22 protein-coding genes are annotated in these 17,867 nt (G+C 64.5%); 14 read left to right on the plus strand and 8 right to left on the minus strand.

The annotated features are described in order from the left end of the window. Nucleotides 1-3 precede the first annotated feature (3 nt). Nucleotides 4-222, plus strand: a complete 219-nt coding sequence (locus NWE53_RS18300; RefSeq protein WP_265050806.1) for a hypothetical protein — start codon at nt 4-6, stop codon at nt 220-222. Between the two features lie 47 nt (nt 223-269). Continuing rightward, nucleotides 270-533: a hypothetical protein gene (locus NWE53_RS18305; RefSeq protein ID WP_265050807.1), complete on the plus strand. Its 264-nt coding sequence runs from the start codon at nt 270-272 to the stop codon at nt 531-533. Nucleotides 534-577: 44 nt separating this feature from the next. Here the strand turns inward: NWE53_RS18305 and NWE53_RS18310 are convergent, their stop codons facing one another. Together NWE53_RS18310 and NWE53_RS18315 are read right to left on the minus strand one after the other, a co-directional pair. Further along, nucleotides 578-784 carry a hypothetical protein gene (locus tag NWE53_RS18310; protein ID WP_265050808.1) on the minus strand — a complete coding sequence of 69 codons (207 nt, stop codon included), beginning with the start codon at nt 782-784 and terminating at the stop codon, nt 578-580. A gap of 216 nt (nt 785-1,000) precedes the next feature. Continuing rightward, nucleotides 1,001-1,993, minus strand: a complete 993-nt coding sequence (locus NWE53_RS18315; RefSeq protein ID WP_442865042.1) for an extracellular catalytic domain type 1 short-chain-length polyhydroxyalkanoate depolymerase — start codon at nt 1,991-1,993, stop codon at nt 1,001-1,003. Here NWE53_RS18315 and NWE53_RS18320 point away from each other — a divergent pair. After that, nucleotides 1,895-2,110, plus strand: coding sequence for a hypothetical protein (locus NWE53_RS18320; protein WP_265050810.1), 216 nt, complete (start codon nt 1,895-1,897; stop codon nt 2,108-2,110). The two genes, NWE53_RS18315 and NWE53_RS18320, sit on opposite strands and share 99 nt — an antisense overlap. 11 nt (nt 2,111-2,121) lie before the next feature. On the opposite strand, the gene NWE53_RS18325 is transcribed toward NWE53_RS18320, so the two are convergent. The 5 genes from NWE53_RS18325 to NWE53_RS18345 form a co-directional block, all read right to left on the minus strand. Next, nucleotides 2,122-2,514 carry a CopG family transcriptional regulator gene (locus NWE53_RS18325; RefSeq protein ID WP_265050811.1) on the minus strand — a complete coding sequence of 131 codons (393 nt, stop codon included), beginning with the start codon at nt 2,512-2,514 and terminating at the stop codon, nt 2,122-2,124. Between the two features lie 290 nt (nt 2,515-2,804). Next, nucleotides 2,805-3,638: a metal ABC transporter permease gene (locus NWE53_RS18330; RefSeq protein WP_265050812.1), complete on the minus strand. Its 834-nt coding sequence runs from the start codon at nt 3,636-3,638 to the stop codon at nt 2,805-2,807. Next, entirely contained in the window at nt 3,635-4,492 is an 858-nt protein-coding gene (locus NWE53_RS18335; RefSeq protein WP_265050813.1) for a metal ABC transporter permease, read from the minus strand. The genes NWE53_RS18330 and NWE53_RS18335 overlap by 4 nt, the downstream gene beginning before the upstream one ends. After that, entirely contained in the window at nt 4,480-5,397 is a 918-nt protein-coding gene (locus tag NWE53_RS18340) for a manganese/iron ABC transporter ATP-binding protein (RefSeq protein WP_320109517.1), read from the minus strand. The genes NWE53_RS18335 and NWE53_RS18340 overlap by 13 nt, the downstream gene beginning before the upstream one ends. Beyond that, the gene (locus tag NWE53_RS18345; RefSeq protein WP_320109518.1) at nt 5,394-6,302 is read right to left on the minus strand and encodes a metal ABC transporter substrate-binding protein; all 909 of its coding nucleotides are present in this window, start codon (nt 6,300-6,302) and stop codon (nt 5,394-5,396) included. The genes NWE53_RS18340 and NWE53_RS18345 overlap by 4 nt, the downstream gene beginning before the upstream one ends. 642 nt (nt 6,303-6,944) lie before the next feature. On the opposite strand from NWE53_RS18345, the gene NWE53_RS18350 reads away from it, so the two are divergent. The 11 genes from NWE53_RS18350 (at nt 6,945) to NWE53_RS18400 (ending at nt 17,250) form a co-directional block, all read left to right on the plus strand. Further along, a complete protein-coding gene (locus NWE53_RS18350; RefSeq protein ID WP_265050814.1) occupies nt 6,945-7,982 on the plus strand; it encodes a zinc-dependent alcohol dehydrogenase in 1,038 nt (345 codons plus the stop codon). Beyond that, nucleotides 7,982-9,466: a xylulokinase gene (xylB, locus tag NWE53_RS18355; RefSeq protein WP_265050815.1), complete on the plus strand. Its 1,485-nt coding sequence runs from the start codon at nt 7,982-7,984 to the stop codon at nt 9,464-9,466. Before NWE53_RS18350 ends, xylB begins: the two co-directional genes overlap by 1 nt. Before the next feature lie 77 nt (nt 9,467-9,543). Then, nucleotides 9,544-10,218, plus strand: coding sequence for an HAD-IA family hydrolase (locus NWE53_RS18360; RefSeq protein WP_265050816.1), 675 nt, complete (start codon nt 9,544-9,546; stop codon nt 10,216-10,218). Nucleotides 10,219-10,222: 4 nt separating this feature from the next. Next, complete coding sequence (locus NWE53_RS18365; protein WP_265050817.1) at nt 10,223-11,170, plus strand: sugar-binding transcriptional regulator; 948 nt, start codon at nt 10,223-10,225, stop codon at nt 11,168-11,170. Between the two features lie 155 nt (nt 11,171-11,325). Then, a complete protein-coding gene (locus tag NWE53_RS18370) occupies nt 11,326-12,639 on the plus strand; it encodes an extracellular solute-binding protein (RefSeq protein WP_265050818.1) in 1,314 nt (437 codons plus the stop codon). A 37-nt stretch (nt 12,640-12,676) separates the two neighbouring features. Continuing rightward, nucleotides 12,677-13,630 (plus strand): ABC transporter permease subunit, encoded by a 954-nt coding sequence (locus tag NWE53_RS18375; protein ID WP_265054942.1) that lies wholly within the window; start codon nt 12,677-12,679, stop codon nt 13,628-13,630. Between the two features lie 10 nt (nt 13,631-13,640). Then, nucleotides 13,641-14,531, plus strand: coding sequence for an ABC transporter permease subunit (locus NWE53_RS18380; protein ID WP_265050819.1), 891 nt, complete (start codon nt 13,641-13,643; stop codon nt 14,529-14,531). Between the two features lie 30 nt (nt 14,532-14,561). Beyond that, entirely contained in the window at nt 14,562-15,302 is a 741-nt protein-coding gene (locus NWE53_RS18385; RefSeq protein WP_265050820.1) for a glycerophosphodiester phosphodiesterase family protein, read from the plus strand. 532 nt (nt 15,303-15,834) lie between these two features. Continuing rightward, nucleotides 15,835-16,128: a PepSY domain-containing protein gene (locus tag NWE53_RS18390; protein ID WP_265050821.1), complete on the plus strand. Its 294-nt coding sequence runs from the start codon at nt 15,835-15,837 to the stop codon at nt 16,126-16,128. A 36-nt stretch (nt 16,129-16,164) separates the two neighbouring features. Beyond that, a complete protein-coding gene (locus NWE53_RS18395) occupies nt 16,165-16,731 on the plus strand; it encodes a hypothetical protein (protein ID WP_265050822.1) in 567 nt (188 codons plus the stop codon). Between the two features lie 222 nt (nt 16,732-16,953). After that, nucleotides 16,954-17,250: a SemiSWEET family sugar transporter gene (locus NWE53_RS18400; RefSeq protein ID WP_265050823.1), complete on the plus strand. Its 297-nt coding sequence runs from the start codon at nt 16,954-16,956 to the stop codon at nt 17,248-17,250. Nucleotides 17,251-17,424: 174 nt separating this feature from the next. Here NWE53_RS18400 and NWE53_RS18405 read toward each other — a convergent pair whose 3' ends face one another. After that, a complete protein-coding gene (locus tag NWE53_RS18405; RefSeq protein ID WP_265050824.1) occupies nt 17,425-17,715 on the minus strand; it encodes a hypothetical protein in 291 nt (96 codons plus the stop codon). Nucleotides 17,716-17,867: the final 152 nt, after the last annotated feature.

Below are 17,867 nucleotides of genomic sequence, written 5' to 3' on the forward strand. Positions count from 1 at the left end.
CAGATGACCGCACATTCCAAATCGCGCACGCAGGCTGAAGCCGCGTTCCTCAAGACGCAAACCCAATCTTTGTCGCGGAATCGCATCCTGTCGGAAGTCGAAAGCGTCAATCAGACCCGCGACGCCAATACCGCCCGGCTGAAGGAACAAAGGCTGTGCAAGGAGGCTCTCGACCGCGCCGCGGCTCCGCCCGAGGCGAAGGCCGGCAAGACCTCGAAGTGAGCCCAAAAAAGCCGACGCTTGCGAGCTGCTAACCGAAGGAATCTGCCTTGGACATCGACGTGACTTCAAAACCGGACGAGGCAGCCTGGCTGCTGACCGACCTGCTCGGCCGGGAGATGGGGCGTGTAGTGGAAGAGACCTCCGGCGTGTTTCGGATTCGTCCCGCCGGTCATGCGATGCAGACGATGGCGACCATGAAGCTCGAACCCTACCGGACACTCGACGAGGCGCTTGCCGAGATCGAACGCTTCACCCGCGGAACCTGCAGGCGGGCGCAGCCTTCCCAGAGTGACGAGGAAACGGCATCGTGATGAGCCGCCTCGCCTCCGTCGCCGCCAAGGATCGAGGCTGAGCCTTATGTCGGCCGCTTGCCGCGCCGCTTGTCCGGCGTACCTGCGGGCACATCGATGAGCTTCGCCTTCCGTGAAGCCTTGGTGTCGTCGGAGATCGGCAGGTCGGAGAGTGCTTCGTCGATATGCCGCCCCGCAACGGCGCGCGCCTTCAGCTGCTGGTTCTTGCGCACGACATTCTTGCGGGAATCGACGGGAAGAGACCGGTCCATGTCATGAACGGGCGCAGGGGCTGCGCTCCGGATTGGGTCGTCCTGTGATTTGATCGGATTCGTCATGAACGGCAAACGACCCGCAGCATCGTTTGTTCCCGTCGATGCCCGTTCCCGAGCATCGCGTTAAGGCTGGATCGTTGACCGGCCTTCAGTCCTTGCCGGGGCGGACGCCGCCGAATCCGCGGACCCCGCCCCGAAGTCGCCGACGTTTTCTCAGGCCTCGAGGAAAAAGCGGATCATCTCCCGCGAGGCGTCGGGGCCCGTCGCATCCGCATAGCTTCCCAGACGGTCGCCTCCCGACCAGGCATGGCCGCCGCCCTTGATGAGCCAATGCTCGGCAATCGCCGGCCGATCGCCGTTTCCGAGCAGCGTCCGGGTCACGCCTTTGCCATTGATCACTGCATCGGTCTGAAATTCCGCCGGTTCGCCATGGGCGGAGCGCGTGAGATCGAACACCTGTTTGCCGTTCGACGGATGGACCGTGGCATCGGCAGCCCCGTGGAAAACGATCTTTCTGATCGGCGAACCACCTTTCACCGCTGCTTTCGCAGTCCCTTTCATCGCGGCAAATGCAGACATGACATCGCAAGCCGCGCCATGAGGCAGGCCGGAATGGATACCCGCTGCGGAAAAGACGTCGGGATAGGCCGATGACAGGATGTCGGCCATGGCACCGCCCGCCGACAGGCCGGCAACGAAGATGCGCCTGCGATCGATCTTGAACTCTGAAGCCAGTTCCTGAGCAAGCCCGGCCAGCACGGCCGGCTCGCCGGCGCCGCGCTGCTGATGTCGGGTGTCGAACCAGTTCCAGCAGCCTTGGGCGTTGGCCGATTTCGGCTGCAAGGGATAGGCGACGATCAGGCCGAATTCGTCGGCCAATGCGTTCATCCGGGTCCCGCGCGCGAAATCGTCGGGATCTTGCGTGCAGCCATGCAGCATCAGGACCAGCGCGAGCTCCCGGCCGGCATGATCGGCGGGCATGTAGAGCTTGTATGCCACCGAGCCTGCCGCCGATTGGAAGCGGCGCGCGCGAAAGTTCTCACTGTCCCCGGCTCCTTCAGCGGCCGCTGGGCCATGGCTGGGGGTGTGAACGAAGCTCGGCCGCTCATGGCGAAGCTTCTGCAGGACCGCCCTGAGACCCCGCGCCGGAGGCGCTTCGAGGCCGGCTCTGCCCTGGCCGCCGCTATCCGGATCTGCTCCCCGCAGAGGCTGCTGTCCGGCAAGAGCGCGCTGGACCGCAGCCGTTGCGCCCGCCACATCGGCTGTTCGCAGGCGGCTCATGGCTTCGCCGATGGCGGCGTGAAAGCGCGGGTTCATGGCTGATGTCCTTTGGGTCATGTCAGGCGGTCGGCCAGGGCGGCCTTGATGTCGGGGGATGCGTGCAAGGCACCGAGGACCGTGAGGGATGCGATGGCTGTCCTCGCCAGTTCCGGCGAGACGTCGTTGTCGATCACGGCCAGGCCGAGGACCCGGATTTCGAGTTGTTCACCGGCGGCCACCACCGCCTCCAGGTCCCGCCGCGTGAATGTCCGAAGTCCCAATTCGAGCGCCAATCGTGTCGTCGCCTTGGCCGCGATCTCCGAATGGGACGAAAGCTGGTTGCGGATTGCGGTGCGAATGAAGTCCGACCGGTTGGAATAGAAGCCGTCCCTGACCAGCAGGTCGATGCGGCCGAGGTCCACGAAGCCGAGATTCAGCGTCAGCTTTTCGCTATCGGGCGCTTTCATAATCACATCCATATACCATCCGGGTGGATGGTATATGGATTGCGCAGGCCGCATATCAAGAGGGTCGATCGACGGTTCTTAAACCGGCTGCGCGGCCAAGATCGGTCTTGGCTGACTGGGAATTGGATATCGCGCGGCCTCAGGACACGCGAAAAACCCCCGCACCAAACTCCGGTTTGGGTCAGGTAGCGTGCCCACGATCGGTCTTGGCAACCGAGCGTTACGAGGTGTTCGCGCCATCGCTCTTGAGAGAAGGCTCCATCGGCGTCCGCGGAGCCTTGTCCCAGAGCTTACGCCATAACCCGAGCCGTCCTTCGGCTCGCATGGATGAACGCCACGACGAAAGCGATGGAAAGCAGAAGCACGATGGTCGGTGCCGGGGCGCTGTCGATGAAGAAGGACAGGTAGACGCCGAGGAACGAGCCGGCCACGGCGATGGCTACGGACAGGAGCAGCATGGTGCTGAATTGCCGGGTCAGCAGGAAGGCGATGGCACCCGGCGCGATCAGCATGGCGATAGCCATGATGATGCCGACGGCCTGCAGGGCGCCGACGATGGTCAGGGAGATCAGGCTGAGCAGGCCATAGTGCAACAGGTTCACCCGCAGGCCGACGGCCCGCGCCTGCGCGGGATCGAAGGCATGCAGGAGAAAGTCCTTCCATTTGACGCCGATGACGGCGGCCGTGAGCGCGGCGATCAGCGCGGCCTGGCCGATATCGGCCCAGGAGACGCCAAGCATGTCGCCGAACAGGATGTGGTCGAGATGCACATCGGACCGGATCTTGACGTAGAGAACCAGCCCGAAGCCAAACATGCCGGAGAACACGATGCCCATCACCGTGTCCTGCTTGATGCGGCTGTTCTCCTTCAGGAAGCCGGTGGCGATGGCGCAGAACATGCCGGCGACGAAGGCGCCGATCGCGTAGGGAAACCCGACGATATAGGCGATGACCACGCCCGGAAACACGGCGTGCGAGATCGCGTCGCCCATCAGCGACCAGCCCTTGAGGACGAGGAAGCAGGAGAGCAGGGCCATCGGGATCGCCACCAGCACCGAGATGATCAGGGCATTGATCATGAACTCGAACTGGAAGGGGGCCAGAAGCGTGTCGAGGAAGCTCATGGCCCTACCTCCAGCGCCTGCGCGGCGCGGCGGCGGGCCGCCAGCATTCCGTGCTTGGGGGCGAACAGGAATGCGATCAGGAAGACCAGCGTCTGCAGGCAAACGATGATGCCGCCGGTTGCACCGTCGAGGAAATAGCTCGCATAGGCGCCGGTGAAGCTGGTGGTCGCGCCGATCGCCACGGCGATAGCGAGCAGCCGCGGAAAACGATCCGTCAGCAAATAGGCGGTCGCCCCGGGCGTGACGACCATGCAGATGACGAGGAAGGCGCCGACCGTCTGGAGCGCCGCCACCGTCGAGGCCGACAGGAGCGTGAAGAACATCACCTTGAGCGCGGTCGGGTTGAGGCCGATCGAGCGCGCATGGCTCTCGTCGAAGAAGACCACCATCAGGTCCTTCCATTTGACCAAGAGGACCGCGAGCGAGACGAAGCCGATGATGGCGAGCTGGATCGTGTCGCCCGGCGTGATCGCCAGGATATTGCCGAGAACGATGGTCTGGATGTTCACCGAGGTCGGCGAGATCGAGACCATGAACAGGCCTAGCCCGAAGAAGCCCGAGAAGATCAGCCCGATGATCGCGTCTTCCTTCAGCTTGGTGCGCTGATTGAGGAAGAGCATCGCGGCGGCGGCCAGCCCGCCCGAGAAGAAGGCGCCGATCGAGAAGGGCAGGCCCAGCATGTAGGCGCCGGCAACACCGGGAACGATCGCGTGAGACAGCGCATCGCCGATCAGCGACCAGCCCTTGAGCATGAGATAGCAGGACAGGAACGCGCAGACGCCGCCGACGAGGGCGGAGACCCACATGGCGGTCAGCATGTAGTCATAGGTGAAGGGCTCGATCAGGCCGGCCATCGGTTCGGCCCCTCAATGCCCTGTTCCGCCGCACACGCCGTTGCCCTGCCGTCCTGCAGGACGAGCGGCCGCTCGTCATCGGTGAAGACGCGGACAGGCGTCGGCTTGCCGCTCTGCGCCTCGCTGAGGACGAAATGCCTGAGCACGCCGCCGAAAGCCTTCTCCAGGTTCTCCTGCGTGAAGGTCTCGACGGTCGGTCCGTAGGCGAGCACGGTGCCCTTGATCAGGATGGTGCGGTCGCAGAACTCCGGCACGGAGCCGAGATTATGGGTCGAGACCAGCATGACGCGGCCTTCGTCGCGCAGTTCGCGCAGCAGCGTGATGATCTGATCCTCGGTGTTGACGTCGACGCCGGTGAAGGGTTCGTCGAGCAGGATGACGCGGCCGTCCTGCGCGAGAGCGCGGGCGAGAAAGACGCGCTTCTTCTGTCCGCCGGAGAGCTCGCCGATCTGGCGCTTGCGGAACTCGCCCATATTGACGCGGGCGAGCGCGACCGAGACGGCCGCGCGATCGACCGCGCGGGGGATGCGCATCATGCCCATATGGCCGTAGCGGCCCATCATAACGACGTCCTCGACCAGGACGGGGAAGTTCCAGTCGACCTCTTCCGCCTGCGGCACATAGGCGACGAGGTTCCGGCGCAGCGCTTCCGCGACCGAAAGGCCGAGCACGCGGATGTCGCCCTTCGCCAGCCGCACGAAGCCCATGATCGCCTTGAACAGCGTCGACTTGCCGGAGCCGTTGACCCCGACGAGGGCCGCGATCGTGCCCGTGGGGATCTGAAAGCTCGCATCCCGAAGCGCGGTATGACCATTGCGATAGGTCACGGTCGCTTCCTTCACCGCAATGCCCGGCCCCGCATCCGAAGATGCGGGGTGGACCGGATTTCTGACGGGCGCGTTCACTGCGCGAGCCCCTTGGCGATAGTGTCCGACGTGACCCGGAGCAGATCGATATAGGTGGGCACGGCCCCGTCCGCCTCGGTCAGCGAGTCGACATAGAGCACGCCGCCATATTTCGCCCCGGTCTCGCGCGCCACCTGCTCGGCGGGCGCCGAAGAGATCGTGCTTTCGGAAAAGACGACGGTGATCTTGTTCTTGCGCACCGCGTCGATGACCTTGCGGACCTGCTGGGGCGTGCCCTGCTGATCGGCATTGATCGGCCAGAGATAGAGTTCCTTCTGGTCGAAATCGCGGGCGAGATAGGAGAACGCTCCCTCGCTCGATACCAGCCAGCGCTTCTGCTTGGGGACCTTGGCGAGCTCCGCCTTGATCGGGTCGACGATGGCCCTGATCTTCGCCTTGTACGCCTCGGCATTGGCCTTGTAGGTCTCGGCGTTCTTCGGATCATGCTTCGCGAAGGCCTGGCGGATATTGTCGACATAGATCAGTGCCGCGGTTGGCGACATCCAGGCATGCGGGTTCGGCTTGCCGGTGTACGGACCTTCGGCGATGCCCATCGGCTCGATACCCCGCGAGACCACGACACTCGGCACATTCTTGAGGTTCCGGAAGAATTTCTCGAACCAGAGTTCCAGATTGAGACCGTTCCACAGGATGAGCTGCGCGCCCTGGGCGCGCTGGATGTCGCCCGGCGTCGGCTGGTAGTTGTGAATCTCGGCGCCGGGCTTGGTGATCGACTCGACGACCGCCGCGTCGCCTGCCACGTTCCTTGCGATATCGGCGATCACCGTGAAGGTCGTGACGGCCTTGAGCTTTTCCTGGGCGGCCGCCGGCATGGTGCTCAGCGCGGCCGCCAGGCCGACCGCCATCAGTCCGGCCAGAACCGATCGTCGCGCATTAACCAGCATGAACGCCTCTTATTGATAATGGGTTGCAAGAGCATTTCCTGTTACCGCGATATCCGACGACCTTGCAAGTGCGAGTTATTTGCAATTAAGCTCACAGCGTGTGCGGGGGCGGAGGCCAGCGCCTTTCGGCTTGGCGCGCGCGGGCTGTGCCGTATCCCCGACAATCCTGGAGGCCTCTCCTGATCGAAGCGATCTTTCGCGCAGCATGTACCAGGGCGCGTCGAGGTAGCTTCAAGGTCGTCGCGGGGACTGAAAGTAGTCGAACTTCACGTCGACACTTTCGACGGGCCTGCTGGAGTTCCGTCCCTTGTCTGGACACGATCGATCCAGAACGTCCGATACCGCGCAAATACCCAGGGCTGCCGTTGGCGCGCCCTGCGGCTTCCCCGGCAGAAGAATCGACAGTCTCGGCGGGCGTCGGACACATCGCGGGGTGAGATCACGCGATTGCTCGAGCGAGTCGTCGTTGCCGCCAGACTTCGCTAGGGCATCATGAGTTCGTTTTCCGGGTCGAGCGCATCGCCTCGCCCCGCCCGCCGCCATGCGAGCTATGCGTCAGCCGGCTTCAACCTTGACTGTAACCAATGTAAATATCTAAATACATTTGTTGAGCGGGCTTGCGAAGCCGGAGCTTTATGCGGAATGTCCCACGCCATTTTTCTACACGCCGCGGGCGACGCGCGCTTCGCCCCGTTTAATCTGCGCGAGGGCGCGCCCGGGGAAACGCTCCTCGATGTCGCCGCCGTCGGACTGTGTGGCAGCGATCTGCACTACTACAAGGACGGCGGCATCGGTTCTGCCGTGATTGCCGCGCCCTTCGTCCCCGGCCACGAGTTCAGCGGCTGGCTGACCGAGGATCTCCCGGAGTTGGGGCTAGCACGCGGCGAGCTGGTCGCAGTCGACCCCAACCAGTCTTGTGGCCATTGCGAGCATTGTCGCGAGGGCCATCCCAATCTCTGCCCCGACGTCGTCTTCATCGGTGCGCCACCGCATGACGGCGCGATGACGGAGCGCATCTGGGTGCCGAAATCGCAGATCGTCGCCGTCCCCCAGCATTTCACGCCCAGCGACGCCGTGATGCTCGAGCCGCTCGGCGTGGCGATCCACGCCGTCGACCTCGCCAAACCGCGCCTGCTGGAACGCATCGCTCTGCTCGGCTGCGGGCCGATCGGCCTCCTGATCCTGCAAGTGCTCAGGGCGGCCGGCGCCGGCGAGATCCTGGTCTGCGATCCGCAGCCGCATCGACGCGCGCTGGCGCTCCAGCTCGGGGCGGACAAGGCCGGCGCGAGCGTGGCCGACATTGCGGAATGGACACGCGGAGAGGGACTGCCGCTCGTGATCGAGGCCACCAACGCGCCGGAGGGCTTTCGCGACGCCGTGCGCGCGGCGCGGATCGGCGGGCGCGTCGTGCTCGTCGGCATCCCGGATGGCGACAGCTATGTGGTGCCGGCGGCGGAGGCGCGCCGTCGCGGCCTCAGCCTGAAATTCTCCCGGCGGATGGGCCATGTCTACCCCAGGGCCATCGAACTCGTCGCGCGTGGCAAGGTCGATGTCGACGCCGTCGTCAGCCATCGCTTCGCATTGGCCGAAGGGCCGGAGGCTTTTCGCCGGCACGCCGCCAATGAGGGGGGCATGGTGAAGAGCCTGATCTATCCGCGCGGTTCCGTGAGCCGCGGCTGATGAGTCCGCTGCCCAGCAGTGTCGGCAGCTTTATCGGCATCGATCTCGGCACCTCGTCGCTCAAGGCCATCCTGGTCGACGATCGTCAACGCCTGCTGGCCGCGGCGACGCGCGATCTCCACGTCCACCGCCCCGAGCCGCTATGGGCGGAACAGGACCCCGCCGATTGGATCGAGGCTGCGCTGTCAGCGCTGCGGGAACTCAGGCAGATCGCCCCTGCCGCCTTTCGCGGCTGCCGGGGCATTGGCTTGTCCGGGCAGATGCACGGCGCCGTCCTTCTGGATCAGGCCGGCAGGCCGCTACGCCCCTGCATGCTCTGGAACGACGGCCGCTCGGCCGCGGAATGCGCGGAAATCGAGACAGCCGAGCCGGCGTCCCGCGATATCACCGGCAACATCGCCATGCCCGGCTTCACGGCGCCGAAGCTCCTTTGGGTCCGCAGGCATGAGCCGGACATCTTTCGCCGGATTCAAAAAGTCCTGCTGCCGAAAGCCTATCTGCGCCTCGCACTGACGGGAGAGGCCGTCGAGGAGATGTCCGACGCGGCGGGAACACTCTGGCTCGATGTCGCCAGCCGGGACTGGTCGGATCGCATGCTCGCCGCCACCGGCCTCGACCGCAGCCACGTGCCCGGTCTCGTCGAGGGCTCGCAACCTGCCGGAAGGATGCAAGCGGAACTGAGTCGGGAACTCGGTTTCGACACCCCACCGCTTTTTGCCGGAGGCGCGGGCGACAACGCGGCCGGGGCCGTAGGCCTCGGCGCCATCGCGCCGGGAGCGAGCTTCCTGTCGCTCGGCACCTCCGGGGTATTATGGCGCACGACCGGCCGCTTCGAGCCCCGGGCGGACAGCGCGGTTCATGCCTTCTGTTATGCCTTGCCGGGCCTCTGGCATCAGATGTCCGTTCACCTCTCCGCGGCTGCGAGCCTGAGCTGGTGGGCCCGCGTGACGGGCTGCGCGGAGACCGATCTGCTGGCGCCGCTCGGCGAACGGCTGGACGCTCCATCGCCCGCCCTGTTCACGCCTTATCTGTCGGGCGAGCGCACACCTCACAACGATCCCCGGATGCGGGGCGGTTTCGCCCGCCTTGGCCACGACACCGACCGGAACACCATGACCCAGGCCGTCATGGAGGGCGTCGCCTTTTCCTTCCGCGATGGCAAGGCGGCGTTGGAGAGTGCCGGCTCGCCGATCGGGGAAGCCATCGTCATCGGCGGCGGCTCCCGCTCCGATCTCTGGCTTTCCATTCTCGCCAATGTGTTGGACATGCCGCTGCATCGCCATGCAGCCGCCGAGACGGGCGCAGCCTTCGGCGCGGCGCGCCTCGCGCGCCTCGCCTGCACCGGCGAAGACCCGCGCGAGATCTGCCTGAAGCCGGAGGGCACGCCCGAGACTTTCCGTCCCGAGCCGGCACTCGTGGCAGCCTATGCGGCCCGCTATCCTGTCTGGCAGCGGGCCGCCGCCTTCAGCCGCGAACTGCAGTAGGTCCCGGCCTCGGCATTTGACAGGAAATCGAGCGGATGCTCTTGATTTGAGCATCCGTTCACGGTTGTCTATGTCTCATGCATCCGCTTCCCCATTTCGACCTCATCATTCTCGATTGCGACGGCGTCCTCGTCGACAGCGAGACGATCAGCTGCCGCACCCTGGTCGACATTCTCTCTCCGCTGGATCCGGATTATGATCTCGAAGGGGTGATGCGGCGCTATCTCGGGCGTCCCGCGAGCGCCGTCATCGAGGACTATGAACGAATGACCGGCCGCCCGGCCCCGGAGAGCTTCAAGCGGGACTGGCGCGCGCGCCTCTTCTCCGCCTTCAGCGCTACGCTGAAACCTGTCGAAGGCGTGCGCGAGGCTGTGGAGGCCTTCGACGCCGATTACTGCGTCGCCTCTTCCAGCGACGAGGAGCGCATCGAGCACTGCCTGCGCAAGGCCGAGCTATGGGACCTGTTCGAGGGACGGATCTTCAGCACCACGCGTGTCGCAAACGGCAAGCCGGCACCCGACCTGTTCCTGCTCGCGGCGCGAGAACGCGGCGTTGCTCCTGAGCGCTGCCTGGTGATCGAGGACAGCGTCAGCGGCGTGCTGGCGGCCAAGGCGGCCGGAATGGCCGCTTTCGGGCTGACGGCGGGCAGCCATTTCGCCGTCCTGGATCAAAGACGCGCGCTGCTCGATGCAGGCGCCGACAGATTGCTCGGCTCATGGCGTGAGCTCGCCATCCCCGCAGCAGCCGGCTGAACCCATGGCCGACAGCGACAACGCCCGCCTCGACGACGCTGCCCGCGCCGGCTGGCTCTATTACATTGCCGGCCGCACGCAGGACGATATCGCCCAGATCCTGAACATCTCGCGCCCGGCCGCGCAGCGCCTCGTCTCGCTCTGCCGCAGCGAAGGGCTCATCAGCTTCCGGATGAACCATCCGATTGCCGATTGCATGGAGCTTGCCGCGCGCCTGCGTGATCGTTTCGAGCTGCAGCATTGCGACATCGCCCCATCCGACGGATCGGGAGAAACGGCGGCCGCGGGCGTTGCCGCGCTCGGCGGCGTCTTGATCGAACGCTGGCTGCGCTCGCGCAAATCGCTGGTGATGGCGCTCGGCACGGGCCGCTCGATGCGGGCCAGCATCGAGCGCGTCTCGCCGATGTCCTGCCCCCTGCACCGGCTCGTCTCGCTCGTCGGAACCATCTCCCCGGACGGCTCGGCAAGCCCGTTCGACACCTTGGTGAAGCTGGCCGAGATCACCAAGGCTCAGCATTTTCCGATGCCGCTGCCGCTCTACGTCTCGAGCCCAGAGGAACGGGCGCAGCTGATCGAGATCGAGTCGATACGGCGCATCCGCGCCATCGCCGGCGAGGCCGACCTCTGGCTGATGGGCATCAGCCAGATCGGCGACGACGCCGTGCTCTACCGCGACGGCTTCATGACGCGCAGCGAGCTGCTCGAACTCGTTCGCCTGGGCGGCGTCGGCGAGGTGACGGGCTGGGTCTTCGATGTCGAGGGCCGGATCATCGACGGCGGCACCAACCGGCGCGTGACCAGCGTGCCGCCGGAGCCGGGGAGCGACCGGCTGCGCATCTGCATCGCCCAGGGCGCCGCGAAGGTGGCGCCTCTGCGCGCCGCCTTGAAGGGCCGAATCATCAACGGCCTGATCACCGACGAAGAAACCGCCCGCGCGCTTCTCGCCAACTGATCCGCTCCGCGCCCGCAAGCCGCGCCTCCTCTTGAAAGCACCGACACGGCGCCTGTCATCCGTTCGTCACCGACGGTTGACATAAGAAGCCAGTGTGCGAGCATATGCTTCAAGCAAGAGCATATGCTCATATAAATTCACGAGGGAGGTTTTGAATGCGACCTTTATTTGGTGCGCTCGCCGGCGCCGGCGCATTGCTCCTGGCGGGGCTGTCCTCCGCCCAGGCTGCGACCGAGATCGAATTCTGGCATGCGATGAGCGGCGCGCTCGGCGACCGCGTCGACGAGCTGGTCAAGAAGTTCAACGACTCGCAGAAGGACTACGTGGTCAAGGCGATCGGCAAGGGCACCTATGACGAGGTCCTGAACGGCACGATCGCCGCCTACCGCGCCAAGCGCCAGCCAGAGATCGTGCAGTCGAACGAGCGCTCGTTCCTGACCATGGTCAATTCCGGCGCGATCGTCTCGACCAGCGAGCTGATGGCGCAGCAGGGCCATCCGGTCGACACCTCGAAATTCATTGCGCCGGTCGTCAGCTACTACGCCATCGACGGCAAGCTGCAGGCGATGCCGTTCAACTCCTCGACGCCGATCCTGTTCTACAACCGCGACCATTTCAAAGCCGCCGGCTTCGACAAGCCCGGCGCGACCTGGCAGGAGCTCGAGCCCCAGCTCGATGCGATCAAAGCCAAGGGCGTCTCGAAATGCGCGATGGTGCTCCCCGGCGACTACGAGTGGAGCTTCCTCGAGAACTACAGCGCCGTGAACGACATCCCCTACGCCACCAAGCGCAACGGGATGGACGGTCTCGACACCAGCTTCGTCTTCAACAAGGGCAAGCTCGTCGGACAGGTCGAGCGGATGAAGCGGCTGATCACCTCCGGCGTGATGCAGATCGCCGGCCAGGGCATCATCCCGATCCAGCTCTTCACCTCGGGCGAATGCTCGACGATCATCGCCTCGACGGCCTCGCACGCCGCCGTCGTCGCCGCCGCGAAGTTCGACTGGAGCGCAGCCGAGCTGCCCTACGAGCAGGGCGTCACGCCCAAGAACAGCGTCATCGGCGGCGCTGCGCTATGGACCCTCAAGGGCCATACGCCGGAGAAGTACAAGGCGATCGCCGCCTTCTACGATTTCCTCGCACAGACCGACACACAGGTCTGGTGGCATCAGGCGACCGGCTACGTCCCCGTGACGACCGCCGCCTATGAGGCCGCCAAGGCGCAGGGCTACTATGCCAAGAACCCGACGCGCGAGATCGCGGTGCTGCAGCTGATGCGCGGCACGCCGAGCGACAATTCGCTGGGCTTCCGCATCGGCAACAGCAACCAGATCAACGTCGCGATCATGGATGAGGTCTCGGCCGCCTTCCTCGGCCGCAAGCCGGCGCAACAGGCGCTCGATGACGCGGTCTCCCGTGGCAACGAAGCGCTGCGCCGCTACGAGCAGCTCAATGCGGGCAAGAAGTAACGCGGCGGAACTCCCCGTGGTGGCCGGCGGCGGCGGAATGGGCCTGCGCTGGCCGTTCCGGCGCCTTTCGGCAAAACCGGCCGATGACGGACGGGCGGAGAGCGGGCTGAAGCGGGCCCATTTCAAGGACTGGCGCCTGCCGTTCTGGCTGTTGGCACCGCAGCTCTTCGTCCTGCTGCTCTTCTTCTTCATCCCGTCGATCCGGGCGCTGATCCAGGCGTTCCAGCTCACCGACCCCTTCGGCGCCACGACGCAATGGGTCGGCTTCCAGAACTTCGAACGGCTGTTCCGCAGCGGCGTCTACTGGTCGTCGGTGCAGGTGACGGTGCTGTTCACCATCGCGCAGAACGTGCTGACGCTGTCGACGGCGCTGCTGCTCGCCTTCGCCACGAACCACATCCTGCGCGGCCGAGGCGCGTACCGGACCGTGCTGCTGCTGCCCTATGCGATTGCGCCCGCCATCGCCGGCATCATGCTGGCCTTCCTGTTCAACCCGCGCGTCGGGCCGGTCGCCCATATGCTGCAGGGGCTTGGCTTAGACTGGGATCCCAACCGCAACTCGTCGCACGCGCTGGCGCTGATCGTCATGGCCGCATCGTGGAAGCACATCTGCTACAACTACATCTTCCTGGTTGCCGCACTGCTCTCCGTTCCGCACTCCATTCTGGAGTCCGCCTATCTGGACGGGGCCGGGCCGATCCAGCGCTTCCTGCGTATCTCGCTGCCGATGATCGCGCCGACCTTGTTCTTCCTCATCGTCATCAACTTCGTCTACGGGCTGTTCGAAACCTTCGCCATCGTCGACGCGACGACCCGCGGCGGGCCTGCGGGCGCCACCTCGATCCTCGCCTACAAGGTCTATCAGGACGGCTTCGTCACGCTCGATCTCGGCTCCTCCGCCGCGCAATCCGTGGTGCTGATGGCGCTCGCGCTCTTCCTCACCTTCGCCCAGTTCCGCTTCATCGAGCGGCGCGTGAACTACAGCGTCTGAGGGACCGGGCATGAACGAGCGCACCCCCGTCCTCGATGTCGTCTGCCATCTCATCCTGCTGGCGGGCGCCGCGCTCGTCTGCCTGCCGATCTATTTCGTCTTCGTCACCGGCACGCTCTCCCAGCAGGAAATCATGCGGGTGCCGATGTCCTGGCTCCCCGGCGACCAGTTCTTCGTGAACCTGCAGACCGTGCGCAGAAGTGCCAATTTCGGCCGGCTGCTGCTCAACTCCTTCATCGTCGCCTGCGGCATCACGATCGGGAAGCTGTCGATCTCCGTGATCGCGGCCTTCGCCGTGACCTATTTCCGCTTCCCCTTCCGGATGACGGCCTTCTGGCTGATCTTCATGTCGCTGATGCTGCCGATCGAGGTGCGCATCGTGCCGACCTATGAGTCGGCAGCAAATGTCGCCCTGCCGCTCAATATCCTCGGTTCCTGGCTCGGCGTGCAGACGCTGGTCGATCTCGACTGGAACCTGGTCAACACCTATCCCGGCCTCATCCTGCCGCTGATCGCCTCCGCGACGGCGACATTCCTTTTCCGCCAGTTCTTCCTCACCGTGCCCGATGAGCTCTGCGAGGCGGCGCGCATCGACGGCGCCAGCCCCTGGCAATTCTTCCGCCTGATCCTGCTGCCGCTGTCGCGCTCCAACATCGTCGCGCTGGCGATCATTCTCTTCCTGATGGGCTGGAACCAGTATCTCTGGCCGCTGCTGATGACGACCGAGCAGGGCATGACGACGGCCGTGATCGGCCTGAAGAAGCTTCTGCCCCAGGCCGATGGGCTGCCCTCCTGGCATCTGCTGATGAACGCCTCGCTCCTGACCATGCTGCCGCCCGCCATCGTCATCCTTCTCCTTCAGCGTTGGTTCGTGAAGGGGCTGGTCGACAGCGGCAAATAACGACCAAGACATACGAACAGGGCTTCCATCATGCGGATCATCGGACATCGCGGCGCGCGCAACATCTGGGCGGAGAACAGCCTCGGCGGCTTCCGCAACGTCTGCGGCCTGAAGGTCGACGCGGTCGAGCTCGACGTGCACCTGTCGAGCGATGGCGAGATCATGGTCATCCATGACCCGCTGCTCGACCGCACAACCGACCACAAGGGCCCGGTCGGGCAGCTCTCCAGCGCCGCGCTGGGCAAGGTCCGGCTCAACGACACGCTGGGCGAGACGATCCCGACGCTCGCCGCCGTGCTCGATGTCTTCGCCCCGACGGGCATCGAGCTGGAAATCGAGATGAAGATGGATGCCTTCGGCAATCCCTATCCGGGCCTGCTGGACAAGGTCATCGCCCTGGTCGAAGCGCGCAAGCTGGCGTCGCGCGTGGTGCTGACCTGCTTCGTGCCGGAGGTGATCGAGGAAATCCGTGCCAAGGCGCCCGGCATGCGCCGCCTCGCCTCGGTCGACCGCCGCTCCTGCGAGGCTTTCGGCGGGATCGATGCGACGCTGCGACGCTTCGTCGATCTCGGCTGCATCATCGCGGTCGACCAATCGATGCTGCGCCTCGCTCTCGATCGCGCCCTCGACATCGTCGGGCGCGACAAGCTCGGCGTCTGGGTGCCCAACACAGTGGCCGAACTCGATCATTGGCTTGGCCAGCCGGTCTCGCAGATCACCAGCGATCGCCCCGATCTCGCTTTGCAATTGCTGGCCGCCAAGGCGAGATGAGGCCGTGACCGTCGCAGTGTCGCGTGCCCGGCCGGGCGAGGTCGGGACGTCGATCGCCGTCCGCGCGACCAGCCGCGGGATTTGACGGCCGGAATCGTCCATCTCGACGTCGGTAGTTTCCACCGCCCCATCAGGCCGTCTATCTCGGCGAGCTGTTCGACGGCTTGATCGAACGGGACTGGGCGATCATCGCCACGGGCGACCGCTATCTCGCCCGATAGGACCGGTGACGTACGCCCAAGTCCCGTAGGCGAGCGGTCGAAGCGATAAAGCCCGAGGCGGTGCGGGATGGCTGCGCGCCGCGGACGCAGCTCACGCAGGGCAGGCCGGGATCGTTCGGTTTCAGGCGATTGCCGGCCTTGAGCAGGCCCCCGGGACAGCGGCTGTGCCACATACCCTGGAACAGCGCTGGCAAGACGCTCCGACCGCTCGCCCACTCCGAAATCATGAAGTATTATTTGTGGAACCATATCCCGACTGAGAAGTTTATCTCATAATCCACAAAATATTATGCAGATATCGGGATAGTAAAATGAAAAAGCTGCTGTTCGTTACGATGATCGCTTCGGCGATTTCTTTTGGCGCCGTGGCCCAGACGTCCACGACCGCGCCGACGCCTAACTCTCCGGTGGACGCGAATGCCCCGCTGCCAGGGGCGAACAGTTTCACCGAGGGGCAAGCCAAGAGCCGCCTCGAAGCCAACGGTTATTCGGACGTAACGGGGCTGAAGAAGGACGAGAACGGTGTCTGGAAAGGCACCGCCATGAATGCCGGCGCGAAAGTCGACGTCTCCGTCGATTACCGCGGCAACATCGTCCGCCATTGATCAAATTTCTCCCCTCAGGATTTTCTGGAGACGTTTATGACCCGTACAATCACCCGTTCTTACGACACCTATGAGATCGCCGCCGCCGTGGTCGAAAACCTCGAAGCGTCAGGCATCTCGGATTCCAGCATCAGCGTCATCGGCAAGGATGAACGCGTCAAGGAAAGCAATGCGGCCGAAGGCGCCGGCATCGGTGCAGGCGTCGGTGGTACGGCCGGCCTGCTAGCCGGTCTTGGCATCCTGGCCATCCCCGGTATCGGTCCGGTCGTGGCTGCGGGCTGGCTTGCCGCCGCGGCGGCCGGCGCTGTCGCCGGCGCGGCTGCCGGGGGTCTCGTCGGCTCCCTGACCTCAGCGGGCGTCGACGAGGACGAAGCGAACTATCATGCCGAAACGGTCCGCCGCGGCGGAACCGTGGTATCCGTGAAGGCTCCGGACGAGCACGCGGCGACCGTCGAGGCCATCATGGACAACGCCACGCCGATCGATCGCGATACGCGCCTTGCAAGCTACCGAGAAGAAGGCTGGACGAGCTTCGACGAAAACGCTGCCCCCTATAACAGGCCTGCATCCCCTAATGGGCGCGCCCAATTCCCGGTCGACTGACGTCGCCCACTGACACGTCGCGAGAGGGCCTCCGGATTATCGTCTGGAGGCCCCTTCCGTTATTTATCCATGCCCGTTCTTGATGACGACTTAGGCGGATCGGACGGCTTGCGCAGTTAGGGAACACCTGAGGTCCAGGTTCAGCCTCCGCGCGGGGCTCGATCGCAAGGATTGTTCCGCTCGGCGTCACTGCATCAGAGACCGAAATCATCGCGAGGGCCAATGAACTGGATAGTCGCCATAGGCTCCCTGGCCGCTTTGTGTTCGATGATCAGCTTTGTGCCTCAAGCCTGGCGCATCGTCCGCAGCCGCGACACAGCTTCCATTTCGCCCGTGACCTACAGCCTGACGGTGACAGGTTTTGCCCTTTGGACAGCATATGGCCTTGGCCTGGGCGAGTGGCCGCTCATCGTCACGAATAGCGTCTGCTTTGGACTATCCGCGTTTATTCTCCTGATGACCTTGCTTCCGCAGGCGAAAAAAGACGCCTTAGCGGACACGATCGATCCGAAGATGTGATTCCGTCCCGGGCGCCAAGCAGCCAACCCCAAACTCGCAAAGCCAATGATCGCGCCCGTCCGCGCCCCCGAGGCGGCCACAGCGGATGGCAGGAGTTGGAACGACTGCAAAGCTATTCAACAGAAGATGAGGCCGCCAACTGAGGCGGCCTCTCGGACTGAGCGGCTAGTGGCGCTACTTCAATTGAAGCACGATTGCGCCCTCCGCGACTGCGGGGGCACCAACACCGATGTTGGACGCGTTCTCCTTTATCCAGTCTCGCGCTTTCTGTAGGCTTTCATCCGTGCCGGCCTTGTCACTGCAGACCGTGACGGAAATGCCGCCATCTCCAGTGTGGATGAGCGAGTAACTCACAAATCCCTTCACCGACCGGATGAGGCTCTCAACGTCCGTCTTCCGCTTCTCTAGCACGTCGAAAAGCTCTTTCGCTCCCTTGCCGGAATAGGTTCTTACGACCGCGTGCATGGCCATTCCTCCCTTTTGGCCCGCCAGCCGCGATAGTTATGCTCCCATCCCCCGCGATAGCCTAATTGGGACAGCGTGAAATTTGAAACTGGGTTATCTCCATTTGCGAGAAAACCGGGCTTAATGCTGCGGATTGCGGAACACTTGGGAGC

Origin of the sequence: Bosea sp. NBC_00550 (assembly GCF_026020075.1) — a bacterium.
Taxonomy (GTDB): Bacteria; Pseudomonadota; Alphaproteobacteria; order Rhizobiales; family Beijerinckiaceae; genus Allobosea.